The 15091-nt window shown below is 67.7% G+C and carries 13 protein-coding genes; 3 read left to right on the top strand and 10 right to left on the bottom strand.

Translation table 11 applies throughout. The features are described from left to right. Positions 1 to 38: 38 nt before the first annotated feature. Positions 39 to 1133 (bottom strand): putative urea ABC transporter substrate-binding protein, encoded by a 1095-nt coding sequence (locus tag Q8K84_RS08485; protein WP_305282176.1) that lies wholly within the window; start codon positions 1131 to 1133, stop codon positions 39 to 41. Positions 1134 to 1389: 256 nt separating this feature from the next. On the opposite strand from Q8K84_RS08485, the gene Q8K84_RS08480 reads away from it, so the two are divergent. Further along, on the top strand, positions 1390 to 2367 hold the full coding sequence (locus tag Q8K84_RS08480) for an isopenicillin N synthase family oxygenase (RefSeq protein ID WP_305282175.1): 978 nt from the start codon (positions 1390 to 1392) through the stop codon (positions 2365 to 2367). Here the strand turns inward: Q8K84_RS08480 and Q8K84_RS08475 are convergent. Genes Q8K84_RS08475 through Q8K84_RS08450 form a run of 6 tightly spaced genes read right to left on the bottom strand, consistent with a single transcriptional unit; the run spans position 2364 to position 7596 of the window. After that, entirely contained in the window at positions 2364 to 2912 is a 549-nt protein-coding gene (locus tag Q8K84_RS08475; RefSeq protein ID WP_305282174.1) for a CopG family ribbon-helix-helix protein, read from the bottom strand. The two genes, Q8K84_RS08480 and Q8K84_RS08475, sit on opposite strands and share 4 nt — an antisense overlap. Further along, positions 2909 to 3712: a hypothetical protein gene (locus Q8K84_RS08470; protein ID WP_305282173.1), complete on the bottom strand. Its 804-nt coding sequence runs from the start codon at positions 3710 to 3712 to the stop codon at positions 2909 to 2911. Before Q8K84_RS08470 ends, Q8K84_RS08475 begins: the two co-directional genes overlap by 4 nt. A gap of 4 nt (positions 3713 to 3716) precedes the next feature. Further along, positions 3717 to 4529, bottom strand: a complete 813-nt coding sequence (locus tag Q8K84_RS08465; RefSeq protein ID WP_305282172.1) for an ABC transporter permease — start codon at positions 4527 to 4529, stop codon at positions 3717 to 3719. Next, on the bottom strand, positions 4526 to 5422 hold the full coding sequence (locus Q8K84_RS08460) for an ABC transporter permease (protein ID WP_305282171.1): 897 nt from the start codon (positions 5420 to 5422) through the stop codon (positions 4526 to 4528). Before Q8K84_RS08460 ends, Q8K84_RS08465 begins: the two co-directional genes overlap by 4 nt. Beyond that, the gene (locus Q8K84_RS08455; RefSeq protein ID WP_305282170.1) at positions 5419 to 6468 is read right to left on the bottom strand and encodes an ABC transporter ATP-binding protein; all 1050 of its coding nucleotides are present in this window, start codon (positions 6466 to 6468) and stop codon (positions 5419 to 5421) included. The genes Q8K84_RS08460 and Q8K84_RS08455 overlap by 4 nt, the downstream gene beginning before the upstream one ends. A gap of 9 nt (positions 6469 to 6477) precedes the next feature. Next, positions 6478 to 7596: an extracellular solute-binding protein gene (locus tag Q8K84_RS08450; protein WP_305282169.1), complete on the bottom strand. Its 1119-nt coding sequence runs from the start codon at positions 7594 to 7596 to the stop codon at positions 6478 to 6480. Positions 7597 to 7878: 282 nt separating this feature from the next. Between Q8K84_RS08450 and Q8K84_RS08445 the strand changes: the two genes are divergently transcribed. Both Q8K84_RS08445 and Q8K84_RS08440 read left to right on the top strand, forming a co-directional pair. Then, positions 7879 to 9066 carry an isopenicillin N synthase family oxygenase gene (locus tag Q8K84_RS08445; RefSeq protein WP_305282167.1) on the top strand — a complete coding sequence of 396 codons (1188 nt, stop codon included), beginning with the start codon at positions 7879 to 7881 and terminating at the stop codon, positions 9064 to 9066. Beyond that, the gene (locus tag Q8K84_RS08440) at positions 9063 to 10517 is read left to right on the top strand and encodes an NAD-dependent succinate-semialdehyde dehydrogenase (protein WP_305282166.1); all 1455 of its coding nucleotides are present in this window, start codon (positions 9063 to 9065) and stop codon (positions 10515 to 10517) included. The genes Q8K84_RS08445 and Q8K84_RS08440 overlap by 4 nt, the downstream gene beginning before the upstream one ends. Here the strand turns inward: Q8K84_RS08440 and Q8K84_RS08435 are convergent. From Q8K84_RS08435 to Q8K84_RS08425, 3 genes are all read right to left on the bottom strand, one after another. Beyond that, a complete protein-coding gene (locus Q8K84_RS08435) occupies positions 10514 to 12880 on the bottom strand; it encodes a penicillin acylase family protein (protein WP_305282165.1) in 2367 nt (788 codons plus the stop codon). The two genes, Q8K84_RS08440 and Q8K84_RS08435, sit on opposite strands and share 4 nt — an antisense overlap. A gap of 72 nt (positions 12881 to 12952) precedes the next feature. Continuing rightward, positions 12953 to 13744, bottom strand: coding sequence for a DUF1295 domain-containing protein (locus Q8K84_RS08430; protein WP_305282163.1), 792 nt, complete (start codon positions 13742 to 13744; stop codon positions 12953 to 12955). A 40-nt stretch (positions 13745 to 13784) separates the two neighbouring features. Beyond that, entirely contained in the window at positions 13785 to 15068 is a 1284-nt protein-coding gene (locus Q8K84_RS08425) for a dicarboxylate/amino acid:cation symporter (protein WP_305282161.1), read from the bottom strand. Positions 15069 to 15091: the final 23 nt, after the last annotated feature.

The raw sequence follows: 15091 nt of genomic DNA, 5'->3' as shown, positions 1-15091 counted from the left end.
CGGTCACCTCGATCAGGGGTACGCGAGCGAGCGGGGCGCTAGAGGGCGCCGTCCACCGCCATCTGGGTATAGGTCGGATCGAAGCGCAGCATGACGTTCTCGCCGTTGCCCAGGATACGGTCGCCCGGGAAGCTGATGCCGATATCGTCCACCGATCGGGCGCCCTGACCAAACAGCCCGGCCTGGAAGCTGAACTGCCGGACCTTGTCATTGGCTGCGACGATGTCTGACCCCATCATCGCGGCCAGAGCGTCCTGGGGGGTGTAGTACATGAAGGTCGTTTCGAGCTGGCCTTCATAGCCGGCCAGGTCCGTACCCGAGATCTGCGCCATGGCTTCGCGGGCGGCCTGGCCCTCAGGGGTGTCGGCGCTCATCAGGGCCATGGTCTCGTACCAGATGCCGGCCAGGGCCTTGCCCAGGTTTGGATTGGCGGCCAGCACCTCGGTGGACACGATCATCATGTCGAGGATTTCGCCGGGAATCTGGGTGGAGTTGAACACCTCCACCGCGCCGGGCTGCTTCTTGATCTCGGCCAGCTGCGGGTTCCAGGGCACGACAGCCGTGGTCTGGGGGGCGGTGAAGGCGGCGACCATGTCAGCATCTGACGTATTCACCACCGAGACGTCGCTCATGGCCAGGCCGGCGCTCTCCAGCCCGCGGGCCAGGAGATAGTGCGAGACCGAATTCTCGACGAGGTTGACCGAGCGGCCCTTGATGTCGGCCAGGGTCGATCCGTTCTTCAGAATGATGCCGTCATTGCCGTTGGAATAGTCGCCGACGATCACCACCGTGGTGTCCTTGCCGGCGGCGGCGGGAATGGTCAGGGCGTCCATATTGGTCGAGGTCACGCCGTCCAGGGTGCCGGCCGTGTACTGGTTCAGGGACTCCACATAGTCATTGACCTGTACGAGCTTGATGTTGACGCCGTACTTGTCCGACCACTTTTTAACGATGCCCGCCTGTTCGGCGTAGGGCCACGGCATCCAGCCGGCATAGATGGTCCAGCCGATGGTGAACTCCTCGACCGCGTCCGGCCCCTTGGCCGTCTCCTCGGCGTTCTGACCGCACGCCGTCAAAGCCAGGCTGCCCACCGCAGCAATCGCCAAGGCGCGTAATCCGTTGACCCACTTCATTCGGACTCCCCTTCCATCCGTGGCCACGCCGCCTCGGCGCGCCCCTTCCAGTATTACATTCAGAAGAGTTCGTAACATTCCAAGGGCCTTGGGCCGGCGGGAATTGGTGGGGCGAATGACGCCTGAATCCCGGGCGCCAAATGCCTCCGGCGCCACTTTCTCATGCAGCTGTCCAGCGACCTCCGGGCCAGGCTTGCATCATCGTGAGTATTACGAAATTCATATCTCGTAATCGTATCTGAGGATGGAGTGCGGCGTGGCCGTGGACTTCGACAGCATTCCAGTGGTCGATATCGCCGGGCTGAGTTCTTCAGACGTGGCGGTCCGCCGCGCCGTGGCTGGGCGGATGGGCGCCGCCGCCCGGGAGGTGGGCTTTCTCTATGTGTCGGGCCATGGCCTCGACGAACAGCTCTTTCAGAACGTCCTGGATGCGGCCAAGGCCTTCTTCGCCCAGCCCATGCACGCCAAGATGGCCAGCTATATCGGCCAGTCGGAAAACCACAGCGGCTATGTACCGGAAGGCGAGGAGGTGTTTCCCGGCGGGACCATCGACCGCAAGGAGGCCTATGACCTCAATCTCGACCTCCCAGGGGCCAGCGCCGAGGCGCCGATGCTGGGGGCCAATCTCTGGCCCGACCAGCCTGGCTTTCGCGAGGCGACCAGCGCCTACTATGCGGCGGTCTCCGAACTGGCCCAGCGGCTCTTTCGCGGCTTCGCCCTGGCGCTTGATCTGCCGGAGGATCACTTCGAGCCCCACCGCCAGCGCCCGCCCAGCCAGCTGCGGATGATCCACTATCCGTACGATCCCACGGCCGAGGACCGCGAGGGCATCGGGGCCCATACCGACTACGAGTTCTTCACCATCCTCCGAGGCACGGCGCCGGGGCTGGAGGTGCGCAACGGCGCGGGTCAGTGGATTGACGCCGCACCGCGTCCCGGCTGCTACGTCATCAATATCGGCGACATGCTGGAGGCCTGGACCAACGGGGTGTTCACCGCCACCAGCCATCGGGTCCGCAAGGTCGCCGAGGAGCGCTACAGCTTCCCCTTCTTCGCCACCTGCGACTTCGACACGGTGGTCGAGCCCGATCCGCGGCTGGTCACCGCAGAGCGTCAGGCCCGCTACAGGCGGCTGGTCTCTGGCGAGCATCTGTTCGCCCAGACCGCGCGCACCTTCGCCTATCTGAAGGCCCGCCGGGCGCGGGGTGAACTGGTCCTGCCCGAGGACGTCTAGCGAACGGCTCGGCGCGTGGTCGGCTCGGCGGTGTCACTGCCGCCATGGGCGTGCAGGGGAGGCAGGAGCGAGGTGGTGGTGACCAGCTTCAACTGCTGGACCGCCCGGATCCCGCGGAGGCGATCGCAGAGCTGCTGCAGGCGCTCGCCTGAGCCCTGGACCAACAGGACCTCCAGGGACTGATCGTCCTCCAGGAAGACGTGCTGGGACGAGATGACCTCCTTGACGAAGTCGCTCTGGACCCGGGCCAGGGCATGGCGCACCCGGCCGCTGTCAGCGCGATAGATCAGGGTGATGGTGCCGGCGCGCACCTCTTCGCCACTTTCGCGGTCCACATCGGCCACCTCGTGGCGGATCAGCTCGGCGATCAGTTGGGAGCGTCCCGGCAGGCCGCGCTCGGCCACCATGTCGTCCACCTGGGCCAGCAGCGAGCCAGGCAGGCTCACCCCGATGCGGGCGAGCTGCGAGCCAGCCGCGGCGTTGACGACCTTTCGAGGGGCGTTGGACACGAGGCGGACCTGGCGGGCGGACGGGGCGCTCTTCATAGCGATGAACCCGCGACCGTGGCCAGGGTGAACAGCCTCGGCAACTCGCCCTTGGGATCATGGACCTCCAGCAGGGTCCATGGCGCCGGTCCGCCATCGAGAAGCTGGCCGGCCGCGCTATCGAACAGCGGGGGCTGTGGCCAGAGGGGACGACCCTCAAGCCAAGGCAAGGTCGAATGGATCACCCTCCACCCCTGGTCGATGGCGCCATAGCAGATAGGCATATCTAGCAGGGCTTCGGCCTTGCCACGTGCGCCTTCGGCGATCGCCGCCTCCACCAAGGCTGGCAGGGAGTCCCCTGGCGGCAATGGGGCCTGTCGCGTCCGGATCATCAGGAAGTGGTCGCCTGCGATGACCAACAGCCCCTGGCCGCCGCCGAGACCGAAGGCGGCCCGCAACCCCTGGCTCTGGGGCTCCTGGCGCCAGATCTCTTCGTACTCGGCGTGGATGCCGCCTTCGATCAGGATGTCGCCCTCGATCCTCCAGGTTCCCTCGTCGGGAATTGGACCGGGGGGCTGATAGTCCAGGTCGCGGCGCCAGGCGCACATTTCCGGTGTCACGGCCAGCTGGCCAGCAAAGCCCTGCGCCTTGGCCAGTTCGATCAGTTCGGCGTCGCTGAAATCGGCGAAACGCGTGGCGGCTGGCTTGCGGGGAATGTCGATCCTCAGCCGGATGTCGCCGTACCAGCTGTCAGCCTGCACCCAGAAGACCCGGGTCGTGTCGTCGCGGTAGCCGCCTGGTGTGGTGATCTGCTCGCGCCGCCAGACGCCGGTGACCTGCGGAGGGACCTTGGCGCTCATGGTTTCAGGCCTCCAACGGGCGGGTTCGGCCCATCAGCCGGGGCAGATCAGCGACCTTGGACATCAGGCCGAAGGCGGAGAAGCCCATGACCATGAAGATCACCGCAGCCACGCACATGGTGGGCTCGTAGCCCTGCCGCATACTGGCGAAAATCTTGATCGGGAGGGTCTGCACCGTGAAGCCGGCGACCATATAGGCGATCAGATACTCGTTAATGCTCAGCACAAAGACGAAGACAAAGGCGCAGAGGAGGTAGGGGGTCATGGCCGGCCGCACGACCATGCGGAATGCGTCGGAATCTCGGGCGCCCATGGTGTAGGCGGCCTCCACCTGGGCCTGGTCGATGGTGCGGAAGCCGACCATCAGCAGGGACAGGGGAATGCCCAGCAGGACGATGGCGTGGCTGAGCACCACATTCTCCAGCCGGCCCACATGGCCGGTGACTCCCCAGAAGGCTGACAGCATCAGGGCTGCGACCACGCCCGGGATCAGGAACAGGGCTGCGCCGATCCCGGCCAGGAAGACCGCGGCCTTCGCCTGATAGCGCCAGATGGCGTAGGTGATCGGCAGGGCGACCATGACCGACACCAGGGCCGCCAGACCGGCGATGGTCAGCGACCGCTCCAGGGACGCCATCCAGGCATGGTCGGCGAAGAAGGCCCCATACCAGCGCAGGCTGAATTCGGTCGGTGGGAAGCTCATTCGCCGGGTGGCGTTGAATGAGACCGACAGCACCACGATCAGCGGCGCAGCCAGAAAGAGGGCCAGGAGACTAAGGAAGCCTCGGCGCAGAAGGACGCCCGCCGCCAGCCTCATGCCTCGGCCCCCCTACGGCGCGACAGAAGCCGTGTCAGGGCCAGCAAGGCGACCATGAAGACCACCACCGCCACGGCGTAGGCCGCAGCCAGGGGCACATTGCCGGCGCCCATGGCCGCGTTGCTGATGTGGATGGCGACGGTCCACTGGGGCGGCCGGCCCAGGACCAGGGGGGTCAGATAGGCCCCGAATGTGAAGATCACCACCAGCAGGACGCCGGTCAGGATCTGTCCGCGCATCATGGGCAGGACGACGCTGGTGAAGGTCGAGAACCGGGAGGCGCCCATGGTGGCCGCGGCCTGTTCCACCTCCGGGTCCAGCTGCGACAGCGCCGGATAGAAGTACAGGATCACATAGGGCAGCAGCAGATAGACGAGGCAGCTCAAGACCGCGGGGAAGTTGGGATAAAGGGAGGCGCCGGGCGCCAGCAAGCCCACCGCTGAGAGAGCGCCCGCCAGGGTCCCGCTCGTGGACAGCAGGACCTGGAAGGCGAAGACGATCAGCACTTCGGAGAGTGACAATGACCCGAGCAGGAAGACCAGCCACGCGACCTGAGCCCGACGCTTCATGCGGGTGATAAAATAGGCTGCGGGGAAGGCCAGGCTGACGCAGATCGCCGCGCCGGCCACGGCCAGCAGCAGCGAAAACCCCATCACCCGCGCGAATAGCGGCGTCGCCAGTTGGCGGTACTGGGTGAGCTCAAAGCCCGGGGACCAGAGTCCGCCAACCTCCCGGTGGGCCAGACTTAGCTGCACCATCAGGAAAGCCGGTACGACGGCCATGATGATGATGTAGAGGCCGGGGGCGGTGAGCAGGCCCGCCAGCACCCACGGCTCGCCGATGCGACGGGTTCCCGAAGCTTGCGACGTAATCGCGACGTCAGCGGTGGTCATCGCGCCAGGACCTGGCAGCTCTCGACGGGCAGGCGGACATGGGCGATCTCGCCTGGGTTTGCGCCGATCCAGTCCCGTGGGGTGGCGACGCCGAGAATGTCCTGTCCCTGACAGTCAATTCGATACTCCACATAGGCGCCCATATCCCGCACCAGGCTGATGACCCCGGCCATCTCGTTGTCCTCGCCCCGGGCGGCGCGGGTGAGGATGAGGTCTTCGGGCCGGATGGCGAGGGTCGCCTGGGCGCCGCCCACACCGCAGGTCGCGCCGACCCGCAAAGCCGTGACGCCGTATCGAACAGTGTGGCCGTCGAGAATCTCCACCGGCAGCAGGTTGCTCGCCCCAATGAAGTCGGCGACGAAACGATTGGCTGGGCGCCTGTAGATGGCGACAGGCGGACCGTGCTGCTGAATCCGACCTTCGCCCATCACCACAATGGTGTCGGCCATGGTCATGGCTTCGCGCTGGTCGTGCGTCACCAGGATCGTGGTGATCTTTAGCCGCCGCTGAAGGGCGCGGAGCTCGCCTTGCATCTCCTCGCGAAGTTTGGCGTCCAAGGCCGAAAAGGGCTCGTCCAGCAGGAAGACAGGGGGCTCCTGGGCCAGCGCCCGGGCGATGGCCACCCGTTGGCGCTGCCCCCCGGACAGCTGGCTGATGGCGCGCCCCTGCAGGCCTGGCAGCCGGACCAGCTCCAGGAGTTCGGCGACCCGCGCCTTGCGCCGGCGCGGATCTTCGCCGCGGAGGCGCAGGGCGAAGGCGATATTCTCGCCCACGCTGAGATGGGGAAACAGAGCCAGGGACTGGAAGACCATCCCGAACTGGCGGCTGTTCGCGGGTTGTCCGGTGATGTCCTTGCCGTTCAGCAGGATGGCGCCCGATGTCGGGGTCTCCAGGCCAGCGATCATGCGCAGGACGGTGGTCTTGCCGCAGCCCGAAGGCCCGAGAAAGCAGACGAAGGCGCCATGGGGAATGGAGAGGCTGACATGGTCGGCGGCCAACTGGTCGCCGTAGGCCTTGGTGAGGTCGCGCAGCTCCAGCCCGAACATCGCCGCCCCCTAGCTCGCCAGCATCTGGCTGAATTCCTGGACCATGAGGTCCATGTGCAGCCGCCGGGCCTCCAGATTGGTGGCTATGGGGGTGGTCGGGCTGGTCACCTTGGCTCGGACCGTATCGTCCAGGGTCAGCAGTTCGGGGCGGATCAGGGGGGGCGCGTTCATGCGCGAAGCGATCAGGTTCTGAGCCTGCGGGGTCAGCATGAAGTTGATGAATTCGTGGGCCTCTTCGGTCTTGGTCGAGGCCGAGGGGTGGCACCAGCTGCCGAAGTCGATCACCGGGCCCTCCCGGGGGAAGACCACCTCCAGGTTCGCGCCGCTCTGGATCAGGGTCTCGGCGACGTCGGCGAAATAGACCCCGCCCTGAACCTCGCCGTTCTCGAGGGCGGTCTGCATGGTCCCTTCGCTCTCCCACCAGAGTCGGGTGTTGGGCTTCAACCCGGCCATCTTGGCGACGCAGGCGCGGATGCCCGCCTCGGTGTTGAGCATTTCAGGACCGTCGAAATAGGTGGCGGCGGTGACCTCGTACATCGGCCCCGCGCCCGTGCCGGCCAGGCCCCAGGCGTTGCGTCGGCCAGGCGCCCACAGCTCCGTCCAGCTGGCGGGCGTCGGGCTGATGGCCTGCGGATTGGTGACCATGGTGAAGTACCAGCCCACGGCGCCCACGGCGGCCAGCCCGTCCGGCCGGCGCGTCAGGTAGCTGTCGGGCAGGTTGGCGAGATTGGGAATGCGATCCGCATCATAGGTTCGCCAGAGACCCGCCGCATTGCCGCGCATCACGTCCACCGGGGCGCTGATGCAGAGGTCCATGGGGGTCTGGCCAGCCTTGTTGGCTTCGATCAGCTGCAAGAGGAACTGCAGGCCAGCGGGCTGAGGCATGGACTCCACCCGGATGCCCGTCGCCTCGGTGAACAGGGGATAGATGTGGTCCCGCAGGGCCTGTTCGAAATTGCCGCCGTAGGATGAGACCCGCAGGCTGCGCCCGCCGCCGGCGTCACCGGAGCCAGAGCATCCGGCCGCCAGGGCCAGGCCTGCGGCGCTGGCCCCCAGGAGCAGCCCCCGGCGGCCGATAAGTCCCTGGCCAGACGGGGCTTTCCCGCCTCGTCGATCCGTCGTGCCCATGGTCGCCTCCGTACTCGCCGCCCCGCGGGGTTTGTTGAGGCGATACCTTCGGCCCGGTCGTGGCAAGCGATGGCGCAGGCCGCTCGTGCGGCGGCGCCAAATGCTTGGACGATGGGCGCCGGCCCTGGGCGCCGCGACTACGATTTGAACAATTCGTATTACCAAGCTGGGAATCTGGCCCGTTCCGCCGCCACCGCCGCGCGCGGGCTCGGATTCTTCGACAGGCTTCAGTCTGGCGGCGCGGGCGCCGAAGCCCGCGCGCTCTGCCATGGAGCGTTCACGATGAGCACCGGCGATCAGACCCAAGCCGTCGGCGAGATGGGAGCCAAGCTTCTCGCCTTCTCGGAAATTCCCGTGATCGATATCGCGGCCCTGACCGGCGGAGATCCCGAGGCCAAGGCCGCGGCTGTGGCCGAGATCGGCCGGGCCTGCGAAACGGTGGGCTTCTTCTACATCAAGAACCACGGGGTGCCGCAGGCGCTGATCGATCGGACCTACGAGCTTTCACGTCAGTTCCACTATTCACCGCGCGAGCAGCGCCAGCAGGTGCACATCCGCCACTCGCCGGGCACCCGCGGCTGGGTCCCGATATCCGACGAGGATGATGACGGCGATCCTGAGCTTTACCGGCTGGTGGAGCCCAGCCCGGAGCATGACTATCTGACCAAGCCGCGGCTGCATGCGGCCTTCGATGTGGCCATCGAGATCGACGACGAAGATCCCGACTTCAAGGCCGGAAACCTGATGCTGGTGCCCAACCAGTGGCCGGACTGGATCCCCGGATTCCGCGAAGAGGTGATGGCCTACTATGCCGCGGTGCGCGATGTGGGCGATCGGCTTTTCGAAGCCTTCGCTTTGCGCCTCGCCCTGGATCCTCAATTCTTCCTTGAACGGACCAGGAAGACCCCGTCCCAGCTGCGGCTGCTGCACTACCCGCCCAATGACCGGCCCATGGACAATGACCATCTGGGAATCGGGGCGCATTCGGACTTCGAGTGCTTCACCATTCTCCACACCGGCGGACCGGGCCTGCAGGTGATGAGCGCTGCTGACGAATGGGTCTCGGCGCCGCCGATCGAGGGCGGCTTCATCGTCAATATCGGCGACCTGCTGGAGGGCTGGACCAATGGTCGGTTCAAGGCCACCCAGCACCGAGTAGTGAACACCGGCAAGGAGCGCTTCTCCATGCCGCTGTTCTTCGCCGTCGACTACGACGTGGTGGTCGAGCCGCTGCCGCAGTTCGTGTCGGCGGAAAATCCTTCGCGCTACACACGGATCGTGGCCGGGGACCATCTGGCTGGCTTCAGCGTCCACGGCGCCAAGCACCTGCGCAAGAAGATCGTCCGGGGCGAGCTGAAGATCGACTTCCCGATCCACAGGGAAAATCCGTTCAAGCGCAAGGCGGTGAACGAGTACCAGGCTGGTCAGGCCGCAGAGGCGGATCCGAAATCCAGGGGGCCCGCCCGTTGACTTCGGAGTCCGAAGCCAAGCTCAGGGACCGCCCCCTGTTCATCGGTGGCGTGTGGCGGGCCGGCGGCGATGGGGAGTGGCTTGACGTCCTGAACCCGGCCGATGAGCGGGTCGTAGGCCGCCACGCGGTGGCGACTCCAGCAGATCTCGATGACGCCCTGGCCGCGGCCGAGGCGGGCTTTGCGGCCTGGAGGCAGACGACGCCGCTGCAGCGCTCCGACGTGCTGCGGGGCGCCGCGGCGCTGATCCGCATGCGGGCTGAGACGATCGCCCGGGATCTGACCCTCGAGCAGGGCAAGCCGCTGGCCCAGGCGCAGATGGAGATCGAGGGTTGCGCCCGGCACTTTGAATGGGCCGCCGAGGAGGGGCGTCGGGCCTATGGCCGGGTGATCCCCGCCAACCAGCCGGGCCTGATGTGGACGGTGACCCGTCATCCGGTCGGGCCTGTGGCCGCCTTCACCCCGTGGAACTTTCCGGCCTCCCAGGCGGCGGGCAAGATCGGCAGCGCCCTGGCCGCCGGTTGCTCGATGATCCTGAAGGGGCCTGAGGACGCGCCGGGCGGCTGTGTCGCCCTGGTTCAGGCCCTCACCGACGCAGGCCTGCCCGCCGGCGTATTGAATCTGGTGTTCGGCCGCCCGGCTGAGATTTCAGCTCACCTGATCGCCTCGCCGATCATCCGCAAGGTGTCGTTCACGGGCTCAGTTCCCGTGGGCAAGCTGCTCGCCGAGCAGGCCGCGCGCCACATGAAGCCCTGCACCATGGAATTGGGCGGCCATGCGCCCGTGATGGTGTTCGCCGACATGGATCCCATCGCCGTCGCCCAGGCCCTGGTCCAGGGCAAGTTTCGCAACGCCGGCCAGGTCTGTATCTCGCCGACTCGCTTCTATGTGGAGGCGCCGATCTACGACCAGGTTGTCCAGGCCTTCGTGGCGGGCGCCGAGTCGCTGGTGGTGGGCGATGGCCTGGACCCGCGGACCGAGATGGGGCCGCTCGCCCACGACCGCCGACTGGCGGCGGTGGAGGCGGCGGTCGCTGGCGCGGTGGCAGCCGGGGCCCAGGTGCGGACCGGCGGCGAACGGCTGGGTAATCGCGGCTACTTCTATCGCCCCACCGTGCTGACGGACGTGCCCGAGAGCGCCGCGATCCTTCATGAGGAGCCCTTTGGTCCCATCGCCATCCTCGCCCCCTTCACCGACCGAGACGAGGCGATGGCCCGGGCTAACGGCACCGCCTATGGCCTGGCCGCCTATGCCTTCACCGGCTCGCAGGAGACCGCCGCCTGGCTGGGGCGCAGCCTTGAGGCCGGCATGGTCGGCCTCAACACCTTCGCCGTCGGCGGCCCCGAGGCGCCGTTCGGAGGCGTCAAGGAGAGCGGCTATGGCCGTGAGGGCGGCATGGAGGGCATCGACGCCTATCTGACGCCGAAGGTCATCGCCCACCTGCCGCTTTAGGGGGCCGGCGTCAGGGTCAGCACGGTCTCCGTCGCCGCCTCGATGGCCGGCCGGCTGTAGAGCAGCGGCACATACTCGCCCTTCACCCACAGGGGGAAGAGGTCGCGATAGTGCGGGCTGGCCGGGTCGCCAGACTGGCCAGGCGTATTGATCGCCATGCTGTTGTCCCAGGCGCCCACGTCGAGAACCATGCGGAACGAGGCGCCGGACACCACCCGATAGTCGCTGGGCCGCCAGGTGGCCGCGAGCGGACTCAGCATGGTTCCGGCCATGGGGGCGGGACCGACCGCCAGACGCTCGGCGGCGTCCGAAGACACCAGCGGCGCCAGGGCGTGGTCGAACCTGGCCTGATGCAGGGCGCCCCAGGTCCAGTCCGCGGGATCGGGGCCGAGCTTCTGGGTGACCTCGTTCCAGGCCGCCGTCAGGCTCGCAGCCAGGATCGGCCCGCGCTCGTTGGGGGAGGCGGCGACCAGATAGGCGCTGATCGCGGGTTGGTCGCCGCCGCCGATCAGAGCTCGGGCCTGGGCGGGCGCGACAGCCTGAACGGTGGCCTGACCCAGATGCTTGAGGAGCCAGACCTCATAGAGGGCGGCCGCAGCGCTGTCGGCGTCCGTGCGCCCGTCCCAGGCCTGCAGCAGGGCGATGGCCTGGGCCAGCCGAGGCTCCGGGCCTGCGATGTCGCCCAAAAGCGGGACAAGGGCGGCGGCGGTGACATTGGTGGAGTCGGTCTGCAGGGCCATGGCGTCGGCGAGGGTCACTGAGGCGTCGCCGTCCAGGACCTGGGCGATCCGGGCCATCCGTGACGGGTTCGACCATTCGAAGCTGATCACGCGATCAGCCGGATAATCCTCAGGCAGGTTGAACTGGTTGGCGGTGGCCAGCCAGCCCTGGTCGGGATTGTAGCGGCTGGGGAGGTCGGCTGAGTCCATGAAGCCCCGCCACTCATAGCGGCCGTCGCCTGGCACAGGCATCAGGCCGTCCCAGCCCTGGCGGACGGGCACGCGGCCCGCGGCGATCCAGCCGATATTGCCTGTGGTGTCGGCATAGACCTGGTTTTCGCTGGGGGTCCCGAACCGGCCCATGGCGGTGGAAAACTCATCCCAGTTCTGCGCGGTCATGTAGTCCGCAGAGCCGAAATAGGCCGAGGTGCCCGGGTCGCTCCAGACGCTGCGGACCGCATAGGCGCGACGGTTCTCCGGGTCCTCAAAAACGACCGGGCCGTGGCGGGTGAATTTCAGCTCCACCGTCCGCGGCGCCTGGCCCTCGACCTCGAGGGTCTCGGTGACCACCTCCATGGCCGCCCAACCCTCGCCATAGCGGTAGCGGCTGGGATGGGCGGGGTCGGTCTCATAGACATAGAGGTCTTCCTGGTCGGCCGGGAAGATGGTCAGGCCAAACGCGATGGTCCCATTGTGACCGATGGAGATCCCGGGCAGGGCGGGCTCGCCCGCGCCGATGGCCGAGAAGCCCGGCGCCTCCATATGAACGATGTAGCGCAGGGAGGGCACGCCGTGCGCCCGGTGCGGGTCGTTGGCCAGGATCGGCCGCCCGGTGGCGGTCCGTGACGGCGCCACGGTCCAGTTGTTTGACCCAATGGCGTCGGCGGGGATGTCCTCGGCGAGCGCCACCACCTGGCCGGCCTTGAAGGTTACCCCTTGGGTGGCCAGCCGATAGTCGCCCAGCACATCGGCGGGTATGGCGCAGGGATCCAGCCCCTCTGGGAGGCTTAGGGCGTGGTCGGGCTCCAGGCGACGGTTCAAGGCGTTGGCGTCAAGTCCAGCCGCGCAGGTGATGCGCGCCCGCTCCACCTCGGCCGCGGCGTTGCGGGTCAGGCCGTGGCTACGGATGCGCACCACATCTTCGGGCGCCCAGATGTCGGGCGTCGTCCGGGCGATCTGGAATTCCTCGGGCAGGGGCCGAGCGCCGGCCTGGATCTCAGCCACATAGGCGTTGATCCCGGCGGTGAAGGCTTCCGCATAGCCCTTGGCCTGTGGCCCATAGGCGGCCCATTCGGCGGTCATGTCGCCCCGATAGAGGAACAGGCGCGAGGCCCGGTCCTGGGCGGCGAAGTCCGGGCCGAAGTCCTCGGCCAGCAGGCCCAGTCCGCGTTTGCGCCACAGGTCGATCTGCCAGAGCCGGTCGCGGGCGACGTTGTAGCCCTGCAGGAAGAAGGCGTCGCGGACGCTCCCCGCATAGATGTGCGAGATGCCCCATCGGTCGACCAGGATCTCGGCCGGCGCCCCGAGGCCGGCCACCTGATGGGTGCTGCGCGCCGGTTCTGCGACCGCCGCTTCCAGAGCAAAGCCCGTCAGAACCAGGCCCAGCAGACCCCGCCCCGCCCATCGTCCCAGATGCCGTCCCATGGCCGCCGCTCCCTGATCTTGTTCTTGCCAGCCAGCTAAGCGGCTGGGGGAGGTTGTGGCAATGCGGGGTGGTCAGTCCTTGCGCGGCGGCCACGGGATGAAGCCGGAGGTCCGGCGGATATAGGCGGCGTACTCCGGCCGGCGGTTCTCCATCCCCTTCTCCACCGTCGGCGCGCCGCTGCCCTTGGTGAGCAACAGGGTGATGAGGATGGGCCCAAGGAACGACCAAAGCCCCAGGCCAGTCTCGGCGGCCACCAGATAGAGGCCCCACCACAGGCAGGCGTCGCCGAAATAGTTGGGGTGGCGGGTAAAGCGCCAAAGGCCGGTGTCCAGCACCTTGCCCTTGTTGCCAGGATCGGCCTTGAACCGGTCGAGCTGGGCGTCGCCGATCGCCTCGAACACCAGGCCAAAGAGGGCCAGGGTCGTGCCGACCACGGCCAAGGGGCCAAAGCCCAGGGGCGTCTCCACCTGACCCATCTGCACCGGCAGGGCGACCAGCAGTTGCAGGGGCAGCTGTGGGGCGAAGACGAAGATCAGGGCTGAAACCGCAAAGCTCCAGCCGCGGGCCTTGCCGTCGGCCAGCATCTCTTCATAGCGGCGATCGGCCCCATGGGCCCGCCAGCGGCGCAGCAGGTGAGGGCCGAGCCGCAGGGCCCAGGCGCTCACCAGCAGGGCGAGGATCCAGCCATGCAGGCCTGACCCGCCGCTGAAGATCAGGCTCGTCCAGGCCAGCAGGGCCATCCCCGTGGGCCACCAGGCGTCGATGAAGCTGACATCGCGCAGCCGGATGGCGATCCCCCAGAGCACCAGATAGGCGCCGCTCAGGATCAGGGCGTTCAAGGCGAGCAATTGCCAGAGGGGCACGGGCGTCTCCGTCATGGGGCGTCAGAACCGCCCTCTCGCCTTAGACTACGCCCGATGGCTGCGAAGGGATGCGGGGGTCTTCAGTCTCGGCCGCCTCGGCGGGCTCGGGGACCACCGCGGCGACGGCCATGTCGGCGGTGATATTGCCCACCGTGCGGAAGATGTCGGGAATCACCTCGACCGCCAGGAGGATGGCCAAGATCTCGAGCGGGGCGCCGAGCGCCAGGCAGATGGGGGCCATGCTGGCGAAGAAGGAGATCTGGCCCGGCAGGCCGACCGCGCCGACGCTGACCGCCAGGGAGACGGCGATGGCTGCGGCGATCTGGCCGCCCCCGGGCTCGAGCCCGTAGAGGCGGACGATGAAGAAGGCCACGGCCAGGTTGGCCACCGGGCTGGTCATGCGGAACACCGCCACGGCCAGCGGCAGGACCACCCCGGTGACCCTGGCCGAGGCGCCCATCTCGTCACGGGCGCGCTCGACCATGGCCGGCAGGCAGGCGAGCGAACTCTGGGTGCTGAAGGCCAGGACCTGCACAGGGGCGCAGGCCCGGGCGAAGCGGGCGAGGTCGCGACCGCGCAGCACGGCCACAAGGGTATAGGGGATGATCAGCACCCCGATGGTCACCGCTGAGACCATGACGACGTACTGGGTCAGGACGCCGGCCGCATCCATGCCCGTGCGCAGACCAATGCCCAGGGCCAGCGCGAACACGCCGAGCGGCGCGGCTACCAGCACCCAGCGCACGATGATGATCATGGTCTCCGAGATGGCCCTGAAAAAGGCGATCAGCGGGGCGCGGAGGTCGTGGCGCAGGCGGGTGACGGCGAAGCCGAAGACCAGGCCAAAGACCACGATCTGCAGGATGGCGTCCTCGGCCGCCGCGCGGATGGGGTTGGAGGGCGCCAGCGTTGGCAGCCATTCGCGGAAGCCGGTGGGTGTCGCGGCGACCTCGCCCGCCTGGGCGGCGCTGGTCAGGGCGGCGGCGCCGGCCGGATCAATGGGCCAGAGCGCCAGAAGTCCGTTCATGGCGCCCGCGCCATACAGGGCGGCGACGACCAGGACGGCGGCGAAGATCATGAAGGCCCGGGCCGCCAGCCGGCCGGTGGCCGCCGCATCGGCCGCCGAGGCGACGCCCGTCACCAACAGCGAGAATACCAGGGGGACGATGGTCATGCGCAGGGCGTTGAGCCACAGGGCGCCGACCGCCTCGAAAGTCTCCGCGCCGGCGGTCAGCGCCGGCGACTCCGCCGCATGGATCGCCGCGCCCAGCACCAGACCGCCAGCCAGGGCGGCGAGCACGAGCACACTAAGCGATCTGAACATCACGAATCTCCGGCTGGTGGGCG

Source organism: Phenylobacterium sp. (assembly GCF_030679875.1).
Taxonomy (GTDB): domain Bacteria; phylum Pseudomonadota; class Alphaproteobacteria; order Caulobacterales; family Caulobacteraceae; genus Phenylobacterium.
The sequence above is the reverse complement of the archived record's forward strand: the minus strand, read 5'-3'. Positions and strand labels throughout refer to the sequence as shown.